Here is a 21,494-nt window from a genome sequence, read left to right on the forward strand (position 1 = left end):
GCCGTGCCGGATCACTTCTGCACCTCAAGCAGATATCCAAGGCCACGGGCGGTCTTGATCCGGATGCCAAGGTTCTGAAGGCGCTTGCGCAGTCGTGACACATGCGGCTCGACGGCCGAATCGTCGACATCGGCTCCCACGCCGTAGACGTAGTCGATCAACTGACTTTTGGGGACGATCCTGCCGCGACGTTCCAGCAGGCATTCAAGCACAGCCATTTCCCGACGCGGCACATCGAGGACTTGGCCCTTTGCGCTCACCTGCCGGGCGGTGCGGTCGAATTCCAGGTCTCCGATCGTTTCGCGCGCACCGTAATCCAGTTGTTTGCGGCGGGACAGGGCACGGATGCGGGCCTCGAGTTCATCCATCTCGAAGGGTTTCACTAAGTAATCGTCGGCGCCCATATCCAGACCCGAAACGCGGTCGCTGGTCTCGGTGCGCGCGGTTAGCAGGATGACGGGCGCGCTGTCACCCCGGTTGCGAAGGGACCGCAAAATCTCAAGCCCAGACCGACCCGGCAGGTTGATGTCCAGAACGATCAGATCTGCGCCTTCTTGCTCCAGATACAAATCGGCGGCGTCGCCATCAGTCAGCACATCCGCGGCATGGCCTCGATCCCGCAGGCGGTAAGCAATTGCGTTGGCGAGGGTTTCGTTATCCTCGACGATGACGATCCGCATCAGGTCTCCCGCAAGTTTCGCGCAAGGTTGGCGTTCCATGATCGCCAGATGGGAGGGGGAATCAACCCCGCAGTTCTATTTGCAATCACGGTGGTGCGAAGGACGCTGACGTGGTTGTCTGGTCAACAGGGAGGAACTAATGGCCATTTCCAACTTCACTCGTCGTGCCGTCGTGGGGCTGATCGCCGCTGCCGGATTCGCTGCACCTGCCGCCGCCGAGGTCGATTTCTCGGGCAAGACCATCGAATGGGTCATTCCGTTCTCGGAAACGGGCGGGTCGGCTAAATGGGCCAACTTCTTTGCGCCGCTTCTGTCCGAGGCTCTGCCGGGTCAGCCAACCGTTGTGGTTAAATTCATGCCCGGTGCAGGATCGACCAAGGGTGCGAACTGGTTTCAGGAGCAGAGCCATGACGACGGCACGCTGCTGTTCGGCACCTCTGGCTCGACACAGTTCCCCTATCTGCTGAGTGACCCGCGCGTCCGCTATGAATACAATGACTGGATTCCTGTCATGGCGTCGGGCACCGGCGGTGTCGCCTATCTGAACGCAGAGGACGGAGCCAAATTCGATGGCTCTGCCAATGCGCTGAAAGACACCAATTTCATCTACGGCTCGCAGGGCGCGACCCGGCTGGATCTGGTCCCGCTGCTGGCGTGGCAGATGTTGGGTATGAATGTGGAGCCGGTCTTTGGCATCAAAGGCCGTGGTGATGGTCGCCTGATGTTCGAACGTGGCGAAGCCAATATCGACTACCAGACCTCGTCCGGTTTTCTGGGCGGCTCGGCTCCGTTGGTCGAAGCCGGTCAGGCCGTTCCCATGATGACTTGGGGCGCATTGGATGCTGATGGCAATATCGTTCGTGACCCGACCTTCCCGGACATTCCGACTTTCAAGGAGGTCTGCGAGGCCACCGATGGCTGCGAAACCAGTGGTGAGGCATGGGACGCATGGAAAGCCTTCTTCGTGGCAGGTTTCCCGGTTCAGAAGCTGGCCTTCCTGCCCGGTGACACGCCGCAAGAGGTCGTCGACGCCTATACCGTAGCGTTCCAAGCAGTGACCGAGCGGGGTGATTTTGCTGATATCTCCTCGAAGCACGTCGGCAAGTATCCGGTGTTCGTCGGCGACGGCTCGAAATCTGCTCTGCAGACGGCGACCAATGTGGATGACAATGCCAAGCAATACGTCCTGAACTGGCTGAAAGAGGCCTACGGCGTCGAGCTGAACTAAGCTGACACGTCGTCGCGCCCAACGAAGGGCGTGCGTTTCTCTACATACAAAACAGTTTATGAAAGGCGGCCGCTATGGAGGTTTTCGCCACCGCTCTACCTGCGCTTGGTGACGCGTGGGGTTTGATCCTGCAACCCATCGTTCTGGGGTATCTCATTCTCGGCGTCGTCATGGGGCTGGCTGTGGGCGTCTTTCCGGGGCTTGGCGGTATTGCCGGTCTGTCCCTGCTGTTGCCTTTCATGTTCGGAATGGACCCGATCCTTGGTCTGGCGCTGATGATCGGGATGGTTGCGGTGGTGCCGACCTCGGACACGTTTGCGTCCGTCTTGATGGGCATCCCCGGCAGTTCTGCTTCGCAGGCCACCGTGCTGGACGGCTTTCCGATGGCGAAAAAGGGCGAGGCTGCACGGGCCTTGTCAGCAGCCTTTTCCTCGTCCCTATTCGGAGGGCTCGTCGGCGCGACCTTCCTGACCATGTTCATACTTATCGCGCGACCCATCGTTCTGGCCTTCGGCCTGCCCGAGATGTTGATGATCACAATTCTCGGCCTGTCGATGGTCGCCATTTTGGCCGGGCGGATCCCGCTGAAAGGAGTCGCCGCCGCCGGTCTGGGCCTGATGGTTGGCACGATTGGTGAGGCGGATGCAGGCGGTTCGCTGCGCATGGCAACTTACGACATTCCTTATCTGACGGACGGTTTGAAGCTGGTCATCGTTGGCCTGGGTATCTTTGCGGTGCCCGAGATCGTATCGCTGCTGCGTCAAGATCGGTCGATTGCCAAGGGGGCCTCACTGGGCGCCGGTTGGCTGGACGGCGTCAAAGACTGGTTCGCAAATATATGGCTGTCGGTGCGTTGTTCGATCATTGGCGTGATTGTTGGAGTCATTCCCGGCCTCGGCGGCTCGGTTGTCGACTGGATCGCCTACGGTCACTCGGTGCAATCCACCAAGGACAAGAGCAATTTCGGCAAAGGCGAAGTGCGCGGCGTCATCGGCCCGGAAAGCTCGAACAACGCCAAAGAGGGTGGAGGGCTGGTGCCAACTCTGCTGTTTGGCATCCCTGGTTCAGGCTCGATGGCGATCTTCATCGGCGCGGTGGCTTTGCTGGGGTCAGGCGATATCGAGGTCGGTCCGAGCATGCTCAAGGACAATCTCGACATCACCTATTCGATCGTCTGGCTGCTGGCGTTGGCCAACGTCGTCGGGACCATCCTGTGCATCGCGGCATCGGGCGGGATCGCCAAGCTGACCACGATCCGCTTCACCTATCTGGCGCCGTTCCTGTTCATGTTGATCAGCTTTGCGGCGTTCCAATCCGGCCAAAACTTCGAAGACTTGCTGGCCCTGTTCGTGATCGGCCTGATCGGCATCTTTTTACGCCGTTTCGACTGGTCGCGCCCGGCCTTCCTGATCGGTTTCGTTCTGTCGAACCCGGTTGAGAAGTTCACCAATCAGGCGTTCCAGATCGCCTCATTCCGGTTCCGCAAAAGCTTTGGCGAGGGGATGGAATATGTCTTCAGCCCTATCGTCATCGTGCTGATCGTGGTCACGGTTGTTTCGGTCATTCTGGGTATCCGGCAGGCCAAGATGATCATGGCCGAGGGTGATGTTCAGGCCGGTACCAAACGCGCGCCGCTTATCTTTCTGCTGGTGATCATGGCCTATCTGATCGTCGCATTGGTCAACGCCAACATGATCCCCGACTACAATATGACCGACAAGATCATCCCGCTGGTTATCGGCAGCGTCTCGCTATTCTGTTGCGTGATCCTTCTGATCCAGATGATGCGACGTCCCGAAGGCGACGTGATCTTTGCCGACAAGGAAATCGCCGGTGAAGACGCCAGCGCACCCCACGGTCTGTGGTCCACTCTGGCGTGGTTCGCCAGTTTGATCGCGGCCACGTGGGTGGTGGGCTTCATCCTCGCCCTGATAGGGTTCCTGATCGCCTTTCTCCGTATCCGCGCCGGGTCCAGCTGGCAGATGACTCTGATCCTGACCGCCTGCGGCATCGGGTTCATGTGCCTGATGGCGGGCGCTCTGAACCGCGATTTCCCGCCAGGTCTGTTGCAGGACATGGTCAGCCTGCCCTGGCCGTTGAAGTGAGGGGTTCAAAATGACTCAAACCGCAATCCCTTATATCTTGATGCGTGGCGGCACGTCGAAAGGCCCGTATTTCCGCCGCTCGGATTTGCCTGAGGATCTGGACGCGCTGGCCGAGGTGTTGATCGCCGCTCTTGGGTCCGGGCAGTCGCTGAACATCGACGGCATCGGCGGCGGCGCGGCGGTGACCACAAAGGTCGCGATGCTGTCGGTCGGCGAGGATGACTGGGCCGATATCGACTATTTCTTCGCGCAGGTCTCGGTCGAGGACAAGCTGGTCGATTTCAAACCCACTTGCGGCAATATCCTGTCTGGCGTTGCCCCTGCTGCCATCGAGATGGGCTTGTTCAAACCGCAGGGTGATGAAACTGAAGTTCGCATTCGGGCCGTCAACACTGGGGCTCGGATCGTGGCCAAGGTGAATACACCCGGGGGCGAATTGACCTATGAGGGTGATGCGGAGATCGCCGGCGTTCCCGGTCATTCAGCGCCGGTGCAGTTGAGTTTCATGGGCGTGGTGGGCTCGGCCACCGGAGCGTTCCTGCCTACGGGCAACCTGCGCGATGCAGTTCAGGGCGTCGAACTGACCTGCATGGATGTCGCTATGCCGATGGCTATCGCCCGCGCCACAGACTTCGGATTGACGGGCTATGAGAGCGCCAATGAGCTGGACGCAAACCGCGCGTTCTTTGACCGGATGGAGGCCGTTAGGATCGAAGCAGGGCAGCGGATGGGTATGGGGGATGTGTCCAAATCGGTCACCCCTAAGTTCGGCCTTGTTGCTCCGGCCAGAGAAGGCGGAACGCTCGCAGTGCGGTATTTCATGCCGTGGAAAACCCACCCGACCATGGCGGTCACCGGCGCGCAATGCATGGCGTCTTGCGCTTTGACTCCCGGAACCGTCGCCGACGGTTTGCTGGATCGCCCCACGACAAGCCCGGCTGAAGTCGTTCTGGAACACGCCTCGGGCAATATCGACGTGTTGGTGGATTTTTCCACCACCGACGGGTTCACAGTGAACGCGGCGGGTTTGGTGCGGACCGCGCGCAAGTTGGCGGACGGGCATGTTTATGTGCCTGAGTCTGTTTGGAACGGGAGTTGATCAAGTGCAACCCAAATAGTATACTATTGTATACATAGTGGGAGTGACACGATGGACAACTACTCGGAATGCCTCGATATCGCGCGTCAGGAACTCATGTTGGCGCAGTCGGCCCTACGGCGGGACATCGCGGACTACCCGACACCGATTGCTGGCTGCGATGAGCAGTTCAACCATCTGCTGGATCAAAGCGAATGGGTCCGCAATGCACTTTCCGCTCTCAACACATGTCATTTTGTGCCGACGCCAAGAAAACTGTACACCGAGCAGGGTATAGAAAGCCGATGAAGGTCCACATTCTTGATGACTGGTTTGACACGCTGCGTGGCCTGCCTTGTTTTGAGAAACTCACCGGTCATGAGGTGACGTTATGGACGGATCATGTCGAAGAAACTGACACTCTGGCCGAACGACTGCATGACGCGGAGGTGCTTGTCCTGTTCCGCGAACGTACCAAAGTCACCCGCGCCTTGCTGGAGAAATTACCAAACCTGAAACTTATCAGCCAGCGCAGCGTTTATCCGCATGTCGATGTCGAAGCCTGTACAGATCAAGACGTGCTGCTGTGCTCAAACATGCACGGCGGAACGCCGTCTTATGCTGCAGCTGAACTTACTTGGGCGCTAATCATGGTCGGGATGCGGGATTTGCCCGCACAAATGGCCTCGGTCAAAGCAGGGCACTGGCAGGCGGGCGTGGGCAAGACGCTGCGGGGGCGTCAGTTGGGGCTCTATGGCTATGGCCGCATTGCTCGCGCCATTGCAAGTTATGCCGAGGCCTTTGGGATGAATGTGGTCTGGTGGTCATCCGTAGAAGGCCGGGCGCGTGCGCAGGCGGATGGCGCACAGGTCGCGCCCAGCCGTGAAGCGTTCTTTGGCAGCAGCGATGTTGTCTCGGTCCATGTGCGCTTGAAACCGGATACGCGCGGGATCATCACCGCATCGGATTTCGCACAGATGCAGCCGGAGGCGCTGTTTGTGAACACCTCGCGAGCCGGGCTGATCGCACCTGGTGCTTTGCTTGAGGCGCTGAAAGTCGGTCGCCCCGGCAAAGCGGCGATTGATGTGTTTGATTCCGAGCCACTGATTGATTCGACCGACCCGCTTTTGTCACATCCCAACCTGATCGCGACCCCACATATCGGCTTTGTCACTGAAGACGAGTTCGACCTGCAATTCGCGGATATTTTCGATCAGGTGAACGCCTATGCCGAAGGCGCTCCGGTCCACATGATCAACCCCGAGGTTTGGACCAACGCAGAATAAGATTCGCGGCGATGGGCGCACCAATGATCACCAGCACGATCCTTGTCAGATGGTGGGTGATCACAAAGCCCAAATCCGCGCCCGAGACGATGGCCAGCACCGTCATCTCTGCCTGCCCACCGGGCGCGAAGGCCAGAAACGCCTCGACAGGTTGGCCCAGTCCCAAGGTGGTGACAACGGCGGTGAAAGTGGCTGCCAGGACGGCAAGGACAATGACATAGGCGAAGCCCGCTGCCACTACCCGGCGTAGTTCGACCCATGTGACACCTACGAATTTCACACCAATTCCGCAGCCAATGAAAAACTGCGCTGCAAGGATGGCCTCGCGAGGCGGTCGGGTATGAATTAAGTCGCCCATTGACAAGGCGGCCGTAAGGATCATTGGCCCCAGGATTGACGCCCCGAACAGGCCGATCCGCTCCCCGCCTTTCCAGCCGATAATGGCGGCCAGAACCATCAGCGCCAATTCATGTATTGGCAGGTTGTGCGCGGGCTCGCCAATCGGATTGGTGAGTTGGGCATCATAGAACACGGTGAGGAACAAGGGGGCCAACGTCACGATGATCAGCACGCGCGTACCGTGGATCAAGGACAAGGTACGCGGATTGGCCCCCGCCTCAGTGCCAAAGATGATCATGTCTTGCAAACCGCCCGGCATGGCTGCGTAGAAAGCCGTTGTGGAGTCAAAGCCCCAGAATTTGCGAAAGAATGGCACACCTACCAGCGCGATTAGCAGGATGAAGAACGGGATCAGCGCAATTGACGCGGCCATTTTTGGCAATTCAGCAAACAGAGCCGGCGTAATCGATGCCCCTACCGCCACGCCCAGTATAGTGCGGGCGGCAACCGAGACCTGTCCAAAGCCTTCCATCGGTGCGTGCGCAAGAGCTGCAATCAAACATGCGCTCATTGGCCCGAACAGAAAAGGTAGCGGCAGGTTTAGCGCCCAAAATACCCCTGTGCCCAACACCGCCAGGCCGAGCGTGACGGCCCGTTTCGTCAGAAGAGAGGGGGTATCAGTTTGGCTGTGCAAGGTAAGCGTTCCAGCTTCATTGACTTATAATGTATCCATGTGTATACAACTGGACGCAAGATGACAAGAGAGCCTGCGATGACCCTTCAGGACGACCCGTTACAACCTGGCCCACAAGGCAATTCTGCGTATCAGCGCCTGCTGGGCGAGATTCGCGAGGGCACTCTTTTGCCCGGCGACCGGCTGCGTGAGATTGAGCTGTCTGAACGGTTGGGCGTCAGCCGTACCCCGGTACGCGAGGCGATAAGGCAGTTGGAGGCCGACGGGCTGGTCACGCATGTGCCACGGCAAGGTGCCACCGTGCGCAGTCTGGATTACGCCGAGGTCATGGAACTCTATGAGATGCGCGCCGTGCTTGAAGGGACAGCGGCCCGTCTGGCAGCCCGCGCGGCGTCTGATGTCGAACTGGACGAGCTTGAAGTTCTGAACGACCGGCTGGCCGAGGCGGGTACTGGCCCCGATGCGGCCCAAATCAACAAGATCTTTCACGAAACACTTCTGGATGCGGCCAAGAACCGATTTCTGGCAAAATCCATGTTGTCCTTGCAAAAGGCGCTGTTGATCCTGGGTCCCTCGCAATTGCTGGATAGCGACCGCGCCGAGGCCGCAGTGGCCGAGCATCGGCGCATCATGGCGGCTTTGAAAGCCCGCGATGGCGCAGCGGCCGAGACAGAGATGCGCGCGCATATTCAGGCTGCGCAGCGGATGCGCATCCGCGCGTTGCAGGACCGCGACCGCTCAATCGACGAAAGCCAGTAGGTAGACAGGATATGGCCACCCCAAAGGAAGCTTACAATATCGCTGTGATCGGTGGCGGCAATGCGGCTCTCTGCGCTGCGATGACTGCAGCCGAGGCAGGCGCCCGTGTTCTGATCCTTGAAACGGCGCCAAAACCTTATCGCGGCGGAAACTCACGCCATACGCGCAATTTTCGCTGCATGCATTCGGGCCCGTTGGGTCCGCTCGTCGAGGCGTATAGCGAAGACGAATACCTCTCGGATCTGCTGAAAGTCACCGGTGGAAAAACCGATGAACATCTTGCCCGGTTGGCGATCCGCACGTCGGAAGAATGCCTTCCCTGGATGCAAGAACACGGGGTCCGGTTTCAGCCGTCGCTTTCCGGCACATTGTCATTGGCACAGACCAATGCGTTTTTCATGGGGGGCGGCAAATCTCTGGTGAATGCCTATTACCGCACGGCGGCAGGTTTGGGTGTAGATGTGCTGTACGAAGCCGCCGTCACGCATTTGGAACTGAATGGTGATCGGATCGAGTGGGTCGACTATAGCTATGAAGGCCAGTCTCATCGCATCGCGCCCAAGGCGGTCATCGTTGCCTCCGGCGGCTTTCAGGCCGACACGGATTGGCTCACCCGAGCCTGGGGTGAACCTGCCAAGAACTTCCTGATCCGGGGAACGCCTTACAACCGAGGCGTTGTCCTGTCTGATCTACTGGACCAAGGAGTAGAAAGCGTTGGCGACCCGACCCAATGCCACGCCGTTGCCATCGACGGGCGCGCGACGAAATTCGACGGCGGCATCGTCACCCGTCTGGACTGCGTTCCGTTTTCCATCGTCGTGAACAAACATGCCGAGCGGTTCTATGACGAGGGCGAAGACGTCTGGCCCAAACGCTACGCGATCTGGGGCCGTTTGGTGGCGGCGCAGCCGGATCAGGTGGGATATGCCATCATCGACGCCAAATCGCTGAACCTGTTCATGCCGTCCGTGTTCCCTCCGCTAAAGGCGGACACGTTGGACGAATTGGCCGGGATGATGGGCCTGCCCGCGGAGAAACTGAAAGCAACCGTCAGCGCATTCAACGCCGCCTGCGGTGACACCAGCGGGTTTCATCCGACCGAACTGGACGGGGTGGCGACCTCGGGCCTGATCCCGCCCAAGACCAACTGGGCGCGCCCAATTACCGAACCGCCGTTTTACGGCTACTCGATGCGGACCGGCGTGACCTTTACCTATCTTGGGTTGAAGGTTGACGAGACAGCCCAGTGCTCGACCCCAAGCGGCAAGATCAAAAACCTTTGGGCGGCCGGGGAAACGATGGCCGGGTCCATCCTTGGGCAAGGCTATCTGGCGGGCTTTGGCATGACCATCGGAACTGTCTTTGGACGCATCGCAGGACGAGAGGCCGCCGCTTATGCAAACTGATCTTATTCAGGAAGCCCGCCGCCAGGCCGAGATCTGCAACGCCTGCCGCTATTGCGAGGGTTATTGCTCGGTCTTCCCGTCGCTGCACGCAGAGCGCGCGTTCTCGGATGGGGACATCACGCAATTGGCCAACCTGTGCCACAACTGCCGGGGCTGTTACTACGCCTGTCAGTACACCGCCCCGCACGCGTTTGACCTGAACCTGCCCAAGGCGCTGGCTGAAGTGCGGCGAGACAGTTGGGAAAGCTTCGCCTGGCCGCAGCCGCTGGCACGCCGGTTCCACACCCATGGCGGAGCCATCGCCCTGGCGTTGGTGGTCGGATTTGCCCTGTTGTTCTGGGCGACCCGCGCCATCGGTTCCAGTGGAGGCGAAGGGTTTTATGCCGTCCTGTCCCACAACGCGATGGTCGCGATCTTTGCGCCTGCATTCCTGCTTCCTCTGTTCAGTATCGCCTTCAGCCTGAGGCGCTATTGGGCAGAGGTTGGTGGCAAACCGATCCAGATGTCTGATCTGACGGTTGCGCTCAAACGCGCGGGCAAGATGCAGGATCTGGCCGCAGGCCATGGCGAGGGTTGTAACTTTGAGGACGAAGACCGGTTCAGTCAGGGCCGACGTCACATCCACCACGCTGTTATGTATGGTTTTCTGCTGTGCTTTGCGTCGACCTCGGTGGCGACGATCATGCACTATGTCTTCGGAATGTACGCGCCTTACGGGTTCTGGTCGTTGCCGAAACTGTTCGGGATTTCCGGGGGGCTTCTGCTGACGGTGGGGTGCGGTGCGATGGCGCTGCTCAAGCTAAAGTCAGACCGAGACCTCGGCGATCCGTCGGCCTGGGGCGGGGATATCGGCTTCATCCTGTTGCTCGGGTTTGTGGGGCTCAGCGGGCTGGTTCTTTACGCCCTCGGTTCAACACCTCTGATGCCCGCACTGCTGGCCATCCACCTCGGATCGGTCCTGACCTTCTTCCTGCTGACGCCCTACACAAAAATGGCACACGGCTTCTATCGGCTTGCGGCGCTGGTCCGAGACGCACAACGAAAAAGAGATGCGTCCATGGTCCGTTAACAGCCCGTCGCGTCTGAGTGAGCAGAAAGAACATGCAATAGGATCAAATATGATTGTGAAGAACTCTGCGTTGCGGCACTTCGAGTGGCGGTCAACGTCCGGAATGGGCCGTCCATTGTAGGACCAACGGCAGCGACGCACGCTTCGCACGTATTTGGGCCGACCGCAGCAATTTGCACTCTGGGCTCAATCCTGCCATTTGAGGGCGGATTGAGCAATCGCAGCATGGACTGACCCACTTGACGGAAGTCCACATAAGAAAAGCCCCGCCAAAGACGGGACCATTTGCTTAGGCCGGGGTGCTTATTTGGTGCAGCGCTTTTCGGCGTCTTCGATTGCTGCGGTGAAGCCCAGCAACGAGAAAGTGTCCTTGGTTTGTGTGCCGCGTTCGGACCGGGCAGTCAGAACAGCCTCGGTTCCGCGTTTCAGCGCGGTGACGATCTTGGCGTCATCTGCATCTGATGCGGGCCAGGCCCACTCACCTTCGGTGAACAGTTCAAACTCGGACCCGTCGACATTCAGGTTCACTGTCGATCCCGGTGCAAACGGATAGCCGCCGGTAAAGGTCACTTGCCCTTTGACCTCGGCATTGGGGCGATAGAACACAAACAACAGGATGTCGCTGCGCCGCACGGATACGACGCGCCCGCCCCGGGTGTTCACGGTTTCCTTGGGGGCCGAAACGCTCCAGCATTCGGTGGGATCATCTTCGACAAAAACGCTCCAGTCCGTTTTTGCAGCAACCCGGTTTGTGCTTGTCGCCTGTTGGGCGAGTGCAGACGTTGCGGCGATGCCTGCCACACACAGGCCCGCGATCGTACGAACGAGCATTGATCCCATTTGTCCAGCCTCCTAGCTCGACCGATACCTCAAATCCATCGGACATGGCTGCGAACCCTTCCGGCCCGTCTATTCCGTTGCGCATTCCGATGATTGCCGACATACACACACTAACGCAGGTTTCGCCACAGGCGAAAGGGCGATTGGCAGAATTTTGCGCATAAATTTCGGAGGTCCAGATGACGCAGCCCGTAGCAATGACAGAACTGTGGCGTGGCAACTTGCTGGAAAGCCTGCATTTGGGTCACGCGGTCATCTGCGACGACACCGGCCAGATCGTGCTCAGCTGGGGCGACCCGCAGGCGGTTATCTATCCGCGCTCATCCGCCAAGATGATTCAGGCGCTTCCGCTGGTCACGTCGGGAGCCGCGGCAAAATACGGATTGAACAGCGAACATCTTGCGTTGGCCTGCGCGTCCCACAATGGGGCCGCGATCCATACCGACCGCGTGACAGCGTGGCTTGATCATCTGGGGCTGAGCGAGCACGACTTGCGCTGCGGGCCACAGGAGCCAGCGGACACTGCCGCGCGGGATCGGCTGATTCTGGCGGATGACACCCCGTGCCAGATCCACAACAATTGTTCCGGCAAGCATTGTGGTTTCCTGACACTGGGTCAGCATATGGGCGCAGGACCGGAATATCTGGAAATCGACCACCCGGTGCAGCAGGCCTGCCTGTCTGCCATCGAAGAGACGTCAGGCGAAACCAGCCCCGGTTACGGTATTGACGGCTGTTCCGCCCCGAATTTCGCCGTGTCGCTGGCCGGGCTGGCCCGGTCGATGGCGTGGTTCGCAAGCGCCTCGGATCGGTCCGACCGTTCCAGCGAGGCGGCGGTTCAGTTGGTGGCAGCCATGGTGAAACATCCGGAACTGGTTGCCGGTGAGACCCGTGCCTGCACCGAACTGATGCGCGCCATGAACGGGCGCGTCGCCATCAAGACCGGGGCCGAGGCGGTGTTTGTGGCCATCATCCCGGAAAAACGCATGGGCGTTGCGCTGAAGATCACCGATGGCACCACACGGGCCAGCGAATGCGCCATCGCCGCTATTCTGGTGAGCCTAGGTGTGCTGGAGGCCGATCACCCGGCCACCCGCAAATTCATGAACGCCACACAATACAGCCGCCGGGGGCTGGAATGCGGCGTGATCAAACCTGCGCCGGGTTTCCCCGGCTAAGGCCGCTACATCTCGATCTCGTGCACCTCGGCCACTTCAACCGAGCCCGAGCCGTTGACAACCATCGGACAGCCCTTGGCCATCTCGGTCGCGGCGTCGATGCTGTCGGCCTTGATCACGGTAAAGCCCGAGGCCGGGTTTGCACCGCCATTGTCGACAACCCCGTTGCTGCTGACCGTATAGGATTGTCCGACCGGGTTACCGGGGATCTCTAACGCTTCGGCCATACCCTGAAACCATGCGCCCCAAGCGGCCATGGTCGCCTCGACCTCGGCGGGGTCGGTCGGGGTGTGTCCCCCGTGATAGACAAACAAATATTGGGGCATATCGCTCCTCCCTGATGAAACCTTATTTGCACTTCGCTTCGAGTTTGCGCAGCGAAGACGTCCAGCCCTGATTGTGGTTCGCGGCTGCTTCGGCATCGGCCAGTTCGCGGTGGTCCAAAACCAGACGTGACCCCGTGCCTGTCGCTGTGACTGTGAAGGTGACGTGGCTTTCGGCCCCGCGCTGATCCTGATCGTCATGCCAGCCCCAGGTAAACCCCACCGAGTTTGGCGGGTCGACATGCGTGACGTGGCCCGAGACCTTGTATTGCTGGCCCTCGCCATTCTCCATCACCGAGTACCACGGGCCGGTGCGCGAGAAATCCAGATTGTGATCAGGTACGTGCATCCCTTCGGGCCCCCACCATTGCAACAACCGGCTGCCGTCGCTGATCCATGCGAACAGGTCTTCTGGGCTGACGGGGAAGTCCCGTTCCAGTTTCAGGTCGGCCATGAATTCTCCCTTTCGATTACTTCACTCAGACGATCCAGGCTGCTCTCCCAGAATTGCCGTTTGGAGATGGTCCAGTCGGCAATCATCCGCAGCCCGTCGGGCCGGATGGAGTACATCCGTTGGGTGCCCCGCACACGCTGCTGCACCAACCCTGCCTCGCGCAGCACCTTGAGGTGTCGCGAGATCGCAGCGCCGGATATTCCACGCCCTTCGATCAGGTCACCGGCGGGCAGTTCGCCCTGCTCCATCAGTTGCTCGACAATCGAGAACCGGGTGGCATCAGACAAAGCGGAAAAGGTGGTCAGAAGCGTGCTCATGACCTCTATTTAACACAAATGTTAAATAATGAAAAGCCCTGTCAGGATTCGACAAAATCCGTGCGACTGTACCCTTGCAGGTAAAGCAGTGCCGTCAGGTCGCCGTGATTCACCCGCACGTCGCATTTTGCGGCCACCGACGGTTTGGCATGAAGCGCAACCCCGGTTCCGGCCCGCCCCAGCATGCCCAGATCATTGGCCCCGTCGCCCACGGCGATCACGTCACTTTCGGACAGGCCAAGGCGTGTCGAGATCTGTTCAAGCGCTTCGATCTTGGCCTGACGTCCCAGAATAGGACGCGCCACATCGCCCGTCAGTTTGCCATCTGAGGCCAGCAGAGTGTTGGCGCGGTTTTCATCGAACCCCAGCAGTTCTGCCACCCGCGCGGTGAAGGCGGTAAAGCCACCGGACACCAGTGCAGCATAGGCACCGTTGGCCCGCATCGTTGCCAGCAACGCCTGTCCGCCGGGCATCAGCGTGATCCGTTCGCGCAGAACTTTGCCAATGACGCTTTCATCCAGATCCTTCAGCAGACCAACCCGTTCGATCAGGGCACCTTCGAAATCCAACTCTCCGTTCATGGCGCGGGCGGTGATGTCCTTGACCCTTTCGCCGACGCCAGCCTCATCCGCCAGTTCGTCAATGCATTCCTGCTGGATCATGGTGCTGTCCATATCGGCCAACAGCATCTTTTTGCGCCGCCCCTGTGCGGGCTGCACAATCAGGTCCACGCCCATGCCCTGCAAGTCTGCCCAAACGTCCCAGCGATTGGCGGGCATGTCGCGCAGGTCAAACTCGACCGCCTCGTCCGGGCTGAGCCACAGGACATCCCCACCGCCCCACGCGTTGCGCAACGATTCCGGCAAGGCGCGGTCCAGTGAGGGTGCAGCCGGGTTGGTCAGCAAAGTGGCGACGTACATATTCCAATCTCCAGTGTCATACCCATGCGGGACAGTCAGGGCGTCAACGGTTTTCGACCCTGTTCGGTCAGTTCCCAGCAATTCTGTCCCTCGAATACCGCGACGCCCGTCGGTCGTCCGTACCCGGCCCCCGTGTCCAGATTGATCCGGTTGCCATAATGCGTCGCCTGATCCACAGGCGTGTGTCCATGAACGATCAGTTTGGGATGCGGGCCTTGGTAGTCGTGGAAGTCCTGTCTGATCCAGATCAGATCACTTGCCTGCTGTTCATTCAGCGGCACACCCGGACGGATACCCGCATGAACAAAGGCAATCTCGGGCGTCTGATGCATCGCCACCAGATCGCGCAGAAAGGTCAGGTGCGATTTCGGCACGGCTGCCTGTGCCATCCGGTGCAGGTTTTCAAGGCGGATCTGACCTTCGAATTCCACCCCATAGCTGCGCAGGGTTTCGACCCCGCCCAACCTGTCATGCAGCCAGTGGTATCCCACCAACAAATGCGGATCGTGGCGCGGCGTGTCCTCCATGAACCAGGCAAACATGCGGTCGTGATTGCCCAGCAGAGTGATCCAGTTCCGACCCGCATCACGCCCGGCAATCAGGCGTTCGATCAGCCCGCGACTGTCAGGGCCGCGGTCAACGTAGTCACCCAGAAACACGATCTGAGCATCGGGGCCGCCGTCGCTTTGGATCAGGGACAGCGCGCGCTCCAGCTCAGCCACCTGCCCGTGCAGATCACCAATAACATAGATTGGCTGCGTCATAGACGGCCTCCGGCGATAAAGTTCAGCTTGCTTGTGCCTCAGATCATGGTTTGAGAGAACAAAGGACCCGGATATTCGCATAACCGGGTCCTGAACTGTTCCTCAAACTCAACAGCCCCGATCAGGCGACGTCGAATTCCAGTGGCTTGATCTGTGTGAACAGGCCTGTTTCGGCAAGCTTCGCCCGCGCTTCGGCCGGGACCGGTTCGTCGACATAGAGCAATGCAATCGCTTCGCCTCCGGCCTCAGCGCGGCCGAGGGTAAAGTTGGCGATATTGACGTTGCTCTCACCCATGGTCTGACCCAGCGTGCCGATGATGCCTGGCACGTCTTCGTTGGTGGTGTACAGCATATGAGCGCCGACCTCGGCATCGATGTTGATGCCCTTGATCTGGATAAAGCGCGGCTTGCCATCGCTGAACACCGTGCCAGCGATCGACCGTTCACGCTTGTCCGTTACGACCGTGACTTTGATGTAGCCATCAAAAACACCCGACTTATCCTGATTGGTGGTCGAGATTTTGATCCCGCGCTCTTTCGCGACCACAGGGGCCGAGACCATGTTCACCTCGGGGTTGAACTTTTTCATGATCCCCGCGACCACCGAACAGTTCAGCGCGGCCAGGTTCATTTCAGCGGCCACACCGTCATAGAGGATGTTGATCGCCTTGACCGGCTCGTCCGTCATCTGGCCGATGAAGCTGCCCAGATGACCTGCCAGCTTGATCCACGGCCCCATCAGCTTGGCTTCTTCCGCGGTCACGCTGGGCATGTTCAGCGCGTTCTCGACCGCGCCTGTCAGCAGGTAGTTCGAAATCTGTTCAGCCACCTGCAAGGCCACGTTCTCCTGCGCCTCGGTCGTCGCCGCGCCCAGATGGGGCGTGCAGACCACGTTGGGCAGGTTGAACAATGCGTTGTCCTTGGCGGGTTCCTCGCTGAACACGTCAAAGGCCGCTCCGGCAACATGGCCGGATTGCAGCATCTCGGCCAGCGCCACTTCATCGACCAGACCGCCACGGGCACAGTTGATGATCCGTACACCCTTTTTGGTTTTGGCCAGATTCTCGCGGCTCAGGATGTTGCGAGTCTGATCCGTCAGCGGCACATGCAGGGTGATGAAATCGGCACGCGCCAGCAGTTCATCCAGCTCGACCTTTTCGACGCCCATCTTAGAGGCTTTCTCTTCGCCCAGATAAGGATCATAGGCGACAACCTTCATCTTCAGGCCCAACGCGCGTTCGCACACGATGCCACCAATGTTGCCGGCACCGATCACGCCCAGTGTCTTGTTGGTCAGCTCGATCCCCATGAACTTGGACTTTTCCCACTTGCCCGCATGGGTCGAGGTGCTGGCCTCGGGGATCTGCCGCGCCACGGCGAACATCATCGCGATGGCGTGTTCGGCGGTGGTGATCATGTTGCCGAAGGGTGTGTTCATCACGATCACACCTTTTTTCGAGGCCGCCTCTTTGTCGACATTGTCGGTGCCGATCCCGGCGCGGCCGATGACCTTCAGCCTGTCGGCTTTTTCCAGAAGGGTCGGTGTGACCTTGGTGGCCGAACGGATGGCGAGACCGTCATATTGACCGATCACCTCGGCCAGCTTGTCCTTGTCTTTGCCAAGCTCGGGCATGAAATCCACGTCGATGCCACGGTCGCGGAAAATCTGCACTGCGGTTTCGCTGAGCTTGTCGGATACCAGTACTTTGGGAGCCATTTTGGTTGGTCCTTTGAATTCTTCAGGGGGTGGCGGGCGGACGCCCGCCCTATATCGGTGATGGGGTAGGCCGGGCTTCAGCCCGGCACATGAAATTCAGGCAGCCTGCGCCTGCGCTTTGATCTCGGTCGCAAAAGCCCATGCCAGCCAGGGCAGCATCGCCTGAATATCCGAGGTTTCAACCGTACCGCCGCACCAGATGCGCAGACCTGCTGGTGCATCGCGATAAGCGCCGATATCCAGCGCGATATTCTCGGTCTCAAGCCGCTTGGCGACTGCCTTGGCAAAGGCTGCACCGTCCTGAATACGCGCGTCGGTGAACTTCAGGCAGACCGAAGTGTTCGACCGTGTCGCCTCATCCTCTGCCAGGTTTGCGATCCAGCCGTTCTGGTCGCAGAACGCGTGTACCGCACCCGCATTGGCATCCGCCCGCGCGATCAACCCCTGTAATCCGCCCACCGAGCGGGCCCAGTCCAGTGCAAAGAGATAATCTTCGACCGCCAGCATTGATGGTGTGTTGATCGTTGCCCCGGTAAAGATGCCTTCGATCAGTTTGCCGCCCTTGGTCAGGCGGAAAATCTTGGGCAACGGCCATGCAGGGGTATAGCTTTCCAGCCGTTCAACGGCGCGCGGGCTGAGGATCAGCATCCCGTGGGCCGCTTCGCCGCCCAGCACTTTCTGCCAGCTGAAGGTCGTTACATCCAGCTTGTCCCAGGGCAGATCCATCGCAAACGCCGCCGAGGTTGCATCGCAGATCGTCAGGCCCTGGCGGTCATCGGCAATCCAGTCGCCATTGGGTACCCGCACACCCGAGGTGGTTCCGTTCCATGTAAAGACCACGTCATTTGCGAAATCGACCGAGGCCAGATCAACGATCTGCCCGTAATCCGCGGTTTTCACCTCGGCGTCGATTTTTAACTGCTTGACCACATCGGTCACCCAGCCGGACCCAAAGCTTTCCCAGGCCAGCATCTCGACCTTGCGCGCACCCAGCAAAGACCACAGCGCCATTTCAACCGCGCCGGTGTCCGAGGCGGGAACGATGCCAATGCGGTAATCCGCCGGAATGCCCAGAATCTCGCGCGTGCCTTCGATGGCCGCCTTCAGCTTGTCCTTGCCGACAGCGGCGCGGTGCGACCGGCCCAATGCGGCATCGGCCAGTTTTGTCAGGTCAAATGTGGGGGGTTTGGCACAGGGGCCCGAAGAAAAGCGCGGATTTGCCGGCCGCGTCGCCGGTTGTTCGATCGTCATGTGTATTACCCTTCCAGATACACGCCCCTCGTTGGGGAGGGGTGTCCCACGGACAGACCTAGGGGGTCTTCGCACCTGCAGCAAGCGGAAAAGACGCTTTACCGGGTAAAAACGACATCTGAAACGGACACAAATCAGAACACGGGTTTCCGATTGGCGAAAAACCCCGCCGATGTCTCGGCGGGGTTTGGTTGTGTTACTCAGCGGCGTCTTCGTATTCTGTCATTGGTGGGCATGTGCATACGAGGTTTCGGTCGCCGTATGCGTTGTCGACGCGGTTGACGGGGGACCAGTATTTGTCGACGCCCATGGATCCCGGCGGGAAGCAGGCCTGTTCGCGGGTGTAGGGGCGGTCCCAGTCGCCGACCAGATCACGCACCGTGTGGGGGGCGTTTTTCAGCGGGTTGTTTTCCGCGTCGATCTTGCCGTCGATGATGTCCTGCGCTTCCGAGCGGATCGAGAGCATGGCGTCGCAGAAGCGGTCGAGCTCGTCCTTGGGTTCGGATCGGTGGGCTCGACCATCAGGGTTCCGGCCACCGGCCAGCTCATCGTGGGGGCGTGGAAGCCTGAATCGACCAGACGCTTGGCCACATCGTCGACGGTGACATGCGCCGCCTCGTCCAGCGGCCTTGTGTCGAGGATGCATTCATGTGCCACCCGACCCGTTTCCGAGGTGTAGAGGATCGGATAGGCGTCCTTGAGGCGCGCCGCGATGTAGTTGGCGTTCAGGATCGCCACTTTGGTGGCCTGCGTCAGCCCCGCGCCGCCCATCAGCAGCACATAGGCCCATGAGACGGGAAGGATCGAGGGCGAGCCGAAGGGTGCCGCCGAGACCGGACCCACGGCGGTGCCATATTCCGGGTGGCCCGGCAGATGCTCGGCCAGATGCGCCTTGACGCCGATCGGACCCATGCCGGGGCCGCCACCGCCATGCGGGATGCAGAAGGTCTTGTGCAGGTTCAGGTGGCTGACATCGCCGCCAATGTCACCCGGACGTGCCAGCCCGACCATGGCGTTCATGTTGGCGCCGTCGATATAGACCTGACCGCCGTGATCATGGGTGATCTGGCAGACCTCCTGCACGGTGGTCTCGAACACGCCATGGGTCGAGGGATAGGTGATCATGCACGCGGCCAGATGATCCGAATGCTTTTCCGCCTTCTCGCGGAAGTCATTCAGATCGATATTGCCCTTGTCATCCGATTTCACCGGCACAACCTGCCAGCCCACCATCTGCGCCGAGGCCGGGTTGGTGCCATGGGCCGAGGTCGGGATCAGGCAGACATTGCGCTGCCCTTCGCCGCGGGCGAAGTGATAGTTGCGGATGGTCAGAAGGCCCGCATATTCGCCCTGCGCGCCCGAGTTGGGCTGCTGGGAGATCGCGTCATACCCGGTGATCTGGCACAGCTTGTCGTTCAGATCCGCAATCATCTGATGGTAGCCCTGCGCCTGATCTTCGGGCACGAAAGGATGCAGGTTGCCGAACTCGGGCCAGGTGACCGGGATCATCTCGACCGTGGCGTTCAGCTTCATGGTGCAGGACCCCAGCGGGATCATCGCCCGGTCCAGCGCCAGGTCGCGGTCGGCCAGACGGCGCATATAGCGGGTGATCTCGGCCTCGGCCCGGTTCTTGTGGAAGATCGGGTGGGTCAGGTACGCGCTTTCGCGCAGCGCGTAATCCGGCAGGCGGTATTGCTTGTTCGAGCTGTCATCCTTGCGGTCGATGCCGAAGGCACCCCAGACCGCCTCGATGGTCTCGGGGCGGGTCTGTTCGTCCAGGCTGATGCCCACGCGGGTCTCGCCGACCTTGCGCAGGTTGACGCCACGGGCCACGGCGGCCTCCATAACGACATTCTGCAGATGACCGACCTCGACCGTGATCGTGTCGAAGAACACCTCGGGTTCGACCGCAAATCCCGCCTCTTCCAGACCGGCGGCCAGGCGCGAGGTCTTGCGGTGCACCGATTGCGCGATCGCCTTGATGCCGTCGGGTCCGTGATAGACCGCATACATCGAAGCAATGACGGCCAGCAGCGCCTGCGCGGTGCAGACGTTCGAGTTCGCCTTTTCGCGGCGGATGTGCTGCTCGCGGGTTTGCAGCGACAGGCGGTAGGCCTTGTTGCCGCGGCTGTCGATGCTGACCCCGATGATCCGGCCCGGCATCGAGCGCTTCAGCTTGTCGGTGGTCGCCATATACGCGGCGTGCGGGCCGCCATAGCCCATCGGCACGCCAAAGCGCTGGGTCGAGCCGATGGCGATATCCGCGCCCATCTCGCCGGGGGATTTCAGCAGCGCCAGTGACAGGATATCGGCGGCGACAACGGCGATGGCGTTATGTTCATGCAGCGCCGCGATCTCGTTCGTGAAGTCGCGCACATGGCCATGGGTGCCCGGATACTGGAAGATCGCGCCAAAGACGGCACCTGCATCCAGCTGATCGGGATCGCCCACCTGCACGTCGATGCCCAAGGGTTCGGCGCGGGTTTTGATGACCGCGATGGTCTGCGGATGACAGTTGCGATCCACGAAGAAGGCCGCGTTATTGGCCTTGGACCGGCCGCCGCGCTTGGCCATCGCCATGGCTTCTGCTGCGGCTGTGGCTTCGTCCAGCAGGGACGCGTTGGCCACATCGAGCCCGGTCAGGTCGCTGACCATGGTCTGGAAGTTCAGCAGCGCCTCAAGCCGGCCCTGGCTGATCTCGGGCTGATAGGGCGTGTAGGCCGTGTACCAGGCCGGGTTTTCCAGGATGTTGCGCAGGATCGGCGCCGGGGTGGTGGTGCCGTAATATCCCTGACCGATCAGCGAGGTCAGAACCTTGTTCTTGCCCGCCACCTGCTTCATGTGAAAGAGCGCATCGCGTTCCGTCATCGCCGGGCCCCAGTCCAGCGGTTCCTTCTGCCGGATCGCGGGCGGGACGGTAGCGTCGATCAGCTGGTCCAGCGTCTTGAAGCCGATCACCTGCAGCATGTCGCGCATCTCGGTCGGGCTGGGCCCGATGTGGCGGCGATTGGCGAAGTCATAGGCTTCGTAGTCGGTCAGTTTGAAGGCCATTGCAGCGCTCCTCAAGGATAGGTCAGGTCCGGCGG

General features: G+C 60.1%; 19 protein-coding genes and 1 pseudogene. 9 read left to right on the forward strand and 11 right to left on the reverse strand.

Features of this window, described 5'->3' with window-relative positions; all coding sequences use genetic code 11:
• Nucleotides 1-11: 11 nt before the first annotated feature.
• Entirely contained in the window at nucleotides 12-680 is a 669-nt protein-coding gene (locus ACR3E2_RS11610) for a response regulator transcription factor (protein WP_480484166.1), read from the reverse strand.
• A gap of 139 nt (nucleotides 681-819) precedes the next feature.
• Between ACR3E2_RS11610 and ACR3E2_RS11615 the strand changes: the two genes are divergently transcribed.
• The 5 genes from ACR3E2_RS11615 to ACR3E2_RS11635 all read left to right on the forward strand — a co-directional run bounded on the left by ACR3E2_RS11615 (nucleotide 820) and on the right by ACR3E2_RS11635 (nucleotide 6,377).
• On the forward strand, nucleotides 820-1,908 hold the full coding sequence (locus ACR3E2_RS11615) for a tricarboxylate transporter (protein ID WP_480484167.1): 1,089 nt from the start codon (nucleotides 820-822) through the stop codon (nucleotides 1,906-1,908).
• 74 nt (nucleotides 1,909-1,982) lie between these two features.
• On the forward strand, nucleotides 1,983-4,013 hold the full coding sequence (locus ACR3E2_RS11620) for a tripartite tricarboxylate transporter permease (protein WP_209194861.1): 2,031 nt from the start codon (nucleotides 1,983-1,985) through the stop codon (nucleotides 4,011-4,013).
• A gap of 10 nt (nucleotides 4,014-4,023) precedes the next feature.
• On the forward strand, nucleotides 4,024-5,112 hold the full coding sequence (locus ACR3E2_RS11625; RefSeq protein ID WP_480484168.1) for a 4-oxalomesaconate tautomerase: 1,089 nt from the start codon (nucleotides 4,024-4,026) through the stop codon (nucleotides 5,110-5,112).
• 51 nt (nucleotides 5,113-5,163) lie between these two features.
• A complete protein-coding gene (locus tag ACR3E2_RS11630) occupies nucleotides 5,164-5,400 on the forward strand; it encodes a hypothetical protein (RefSeq protein WP_480484169.1) in 237 nt (78 codons plus the stop codon).
• Nucleotides 5,397-6,377 carry a D-2-hydroxyacid dehydrogenase family protein gene (locus tag ACR3E2_RS11635; RefSeq protein ID WP_480484170.1) on the forward strand — a complete coding sequence of 327 codons (981 nt, stop codon included), beginning with the start codon at nucleotides 5,397-5,399 and terminating at the stop codon, nucleotides 6,375-6,377. Before ACR3E2_RS11630 ends, ACR3E2_RS11635 begins: the two co-directional genes overlap by 4 nt.
• Here ACR3E2_RS11635 and ACR3E2_RS11640 read toward each other — a convergent pair.
• Nucleotides 6,346-7,410 (reverse strand): AbrB family transcriptional regulator, encoded by a 1,065-nt coding sequence (locus ACR3E2_RS11640; protein ID WP_480484171.1) that lies wholly within the window; start codon nucleotides 7,408-7,410, stop codon nucleotides 6,346-6,348. The two genes, ACR3E2_RS11635 and ACR3E2_RS11640, sit on opposite strands and share 32 nt — an antisense overlap.
• Before the next feature lie 78 nt (nucleotides 7,411-7,488).
• Here ACR3E2_RS11640 and ACR3E2_RS11645 point away from each other — a divergent pair, with 78 nt between their 5' ends.
• The 3 genes from ACR3E2_RS11645 to tcuB are packed head-to-tail and all read left to right on the forward strand — an operon-like array spanning nucleotide 7,489 to nucleotide 10,644.
• Nucleotides 7,489-8,169, forward strand: coding sequence for a GntR family transcriptional regulator (locus tag ACR3E2_RS11645; RefSeq protein ID WP_480484186.1), 681 nt, complete (start codon nucleotides 7,489-7,491; stop codon nucleotides 8,167-8,169).
• Nucleotides 8,170-8,180: 11 nt separating this feature from the next.
• Nucleotides 8,181-9,575 carry an FAD-dependent tricarballylate dehydrogenase TcuA gene (gene tcuA / locus ACR3E2_RS11650; RefSeq protein ID WP_480484172.1) on the forward strand — a complete coding sequence of 465 codons (1,395 nt, stop codon included), beginning with the start codon at nucleotides 8,181-8,183 and terminating at the stop codon, nucleotides 9,573-9,575.
• Complete coding sequence (gene tcuB / locus ACR3E2_RS11655; protein ID WP_480484173.1) at nucleotides 9,565-10,644, forward strand: tricarballylate utilization 4Fe-4S protein TcuB; 1,080 nt, start codon at nucleotides 9,565-9,567, stop codon at nucleotides 10,642-10,644. Before tcuA ends, tcuB begins: the two co-directional genes overlap by 11 nt.
• Before the next feature lie 303 nt (nucleotides 10,645-10,947).
• On the opposite strand, the gene ACR3E2_RS11660 is transcribed toward tcuB, so the two are convergent.
• A complete protein-coding gene (locus ACR3E2_RS11660) occupies nucleotides 10,948-11,484 on the reverse strand; it encodes an invasion associated locus B family protein (RefSeq protein WP_209505046.1) in 537 nt (178 codons plus the stop codon).
• Between the two features lie 179 nt (nucleotides 11,485-11,663).
• Between ACR3E2_RS11660 and ACR3E2_RS11665 the strand changes: the two genes are divergently transcribed.
• Nucleotides 11,664-12,662 carry an asparaginase gene (locus ACR3E2_RS11665; protein WP_480484174.1) on the forward strand — a complete coding sequence of 333 codons (999 nt, stop codon included), beginning with the start codon at nucleotides 11,664-11,666 and terminating at the stop codon, nucleotides 12,660-12,662.
• 5 nt (nucleotides 12,663-12,667) lie between these two features.
• Here ACR3E2_RS11665 and ACR3E2_RS11670 read toward each other — a convergent pair whose 3' ends face one another.
• From ACR3E2_RS11670 to gcvP, 8 genes and pseudogenes are all read right to left on the reverse strand, one after another.
• The gene (locus tag ACR3E2_RS11670; protein WP_480484175.1) at nucleotides 12,668-12,988 is read right to left on the reverse strand and encodes a YciI family protein; all 321 of its coding nucleotides are present in this window, start codon (nucleotides 12,986-12,988) and stop codon (nucleotides 12,668-12,670) included.
• A 22-nt stretch (nucleotides 12,989-13,010) separates the two neighbouring features.
• Complete coding sequence (locus ACR3E2_RS11675; RefSeq protein WP_480484176.1) at nucleotides 13,011-13,439, reverse strand: SRPBCC family protein; 429 nt, start codon at nucleotides 13,437-13,439, stop codon at nucleotides 13,011-13,013.
• Nucleotides 13,427-13,756: an ArsR/SmtB family transcription factor gene (locus tag ACR3E2_RS11680; RefSeq protein ID WP_480484177.1), complete on the reverse strand. Its 330-nt coding sequence runs from the start codon at nucleotides 13,754-13,756 to the stop codon at nucleotides 13,427-13,429. Before ACR3E2_RS11680 ends, ACR3E2_RS11675 begins: the two co-directional genes overlap by 13 nt.
• 41 nt (nucleotides 13,757-13,797) lie before the next feature.
• Nucleotides 13,798-14,676, reverse strand: a complete 879-nt coding sequence (gene serB / locus ACR3E2_RS11685) for a phosphoserine phosphatase SerB (RefSeq protein WP_480484178.1) — start codon at nucleotides 14,674-14,676, stop codon at nucleotides 13,798-13,800.
• 35 nt (nucleotides 14,677-14,711) lie between these two features.
• Nucleotides 14,712-15,440 carry a metallophosphoesterase family protein gene (locus ACR3E2_RS11690; protein WP_480484179.1) on the reverse strand — a complete coding sequence of 243 codons (729 nt, stop codon included), beginning with the start codon at nucleotides 15,438-15,440 and terminating at the stop codon, nucleotides 14,712-14,714.
• A gap of 121 nt (nucleotides 15,441-15,561) precedes the next feature.
• Nucleotides 15,562-17,157: a phosphoglycerate dehydrogenase gene (gene serA / locus ACR3E2_RS11695; RefSeq protein WP_480484180.1), complete on the reverse strand. Its 1,596-nt coding sequence runs from the start codon at nucleotides 17,155-17,157 to the stop codon at nucleotides 15,562-15,564.
• Between the two features lie 96 nt (nucleotides 17,158-17,253).
• Nucleotides 17,254-18,408, reverse strand: coding sequence for a phosphoserine transaminase (locus ACR3E2_RS11700; RefSeq protein ID WP_480484181.1), 1,155 nt, complete (start codon nucleotides 18,406-18,408; stop codon nucleotides 17,254-17,256).
• 196 nt (nucleotides 18,409-18,604) lie between these two features.
• Nucleotides 18,605-21,459 (reverse strand): annotated as a pseudogene (gene gcvP / locus ACR3E2_RS11705) (aminomethyl-transferring glycine dehydrogenase).
• Nucleotides 21,460-21,494 lie beyond the last annotated feature (35 nt).

Source organism: Ruegeria sp. AL7, assembly GCF_056536105.1.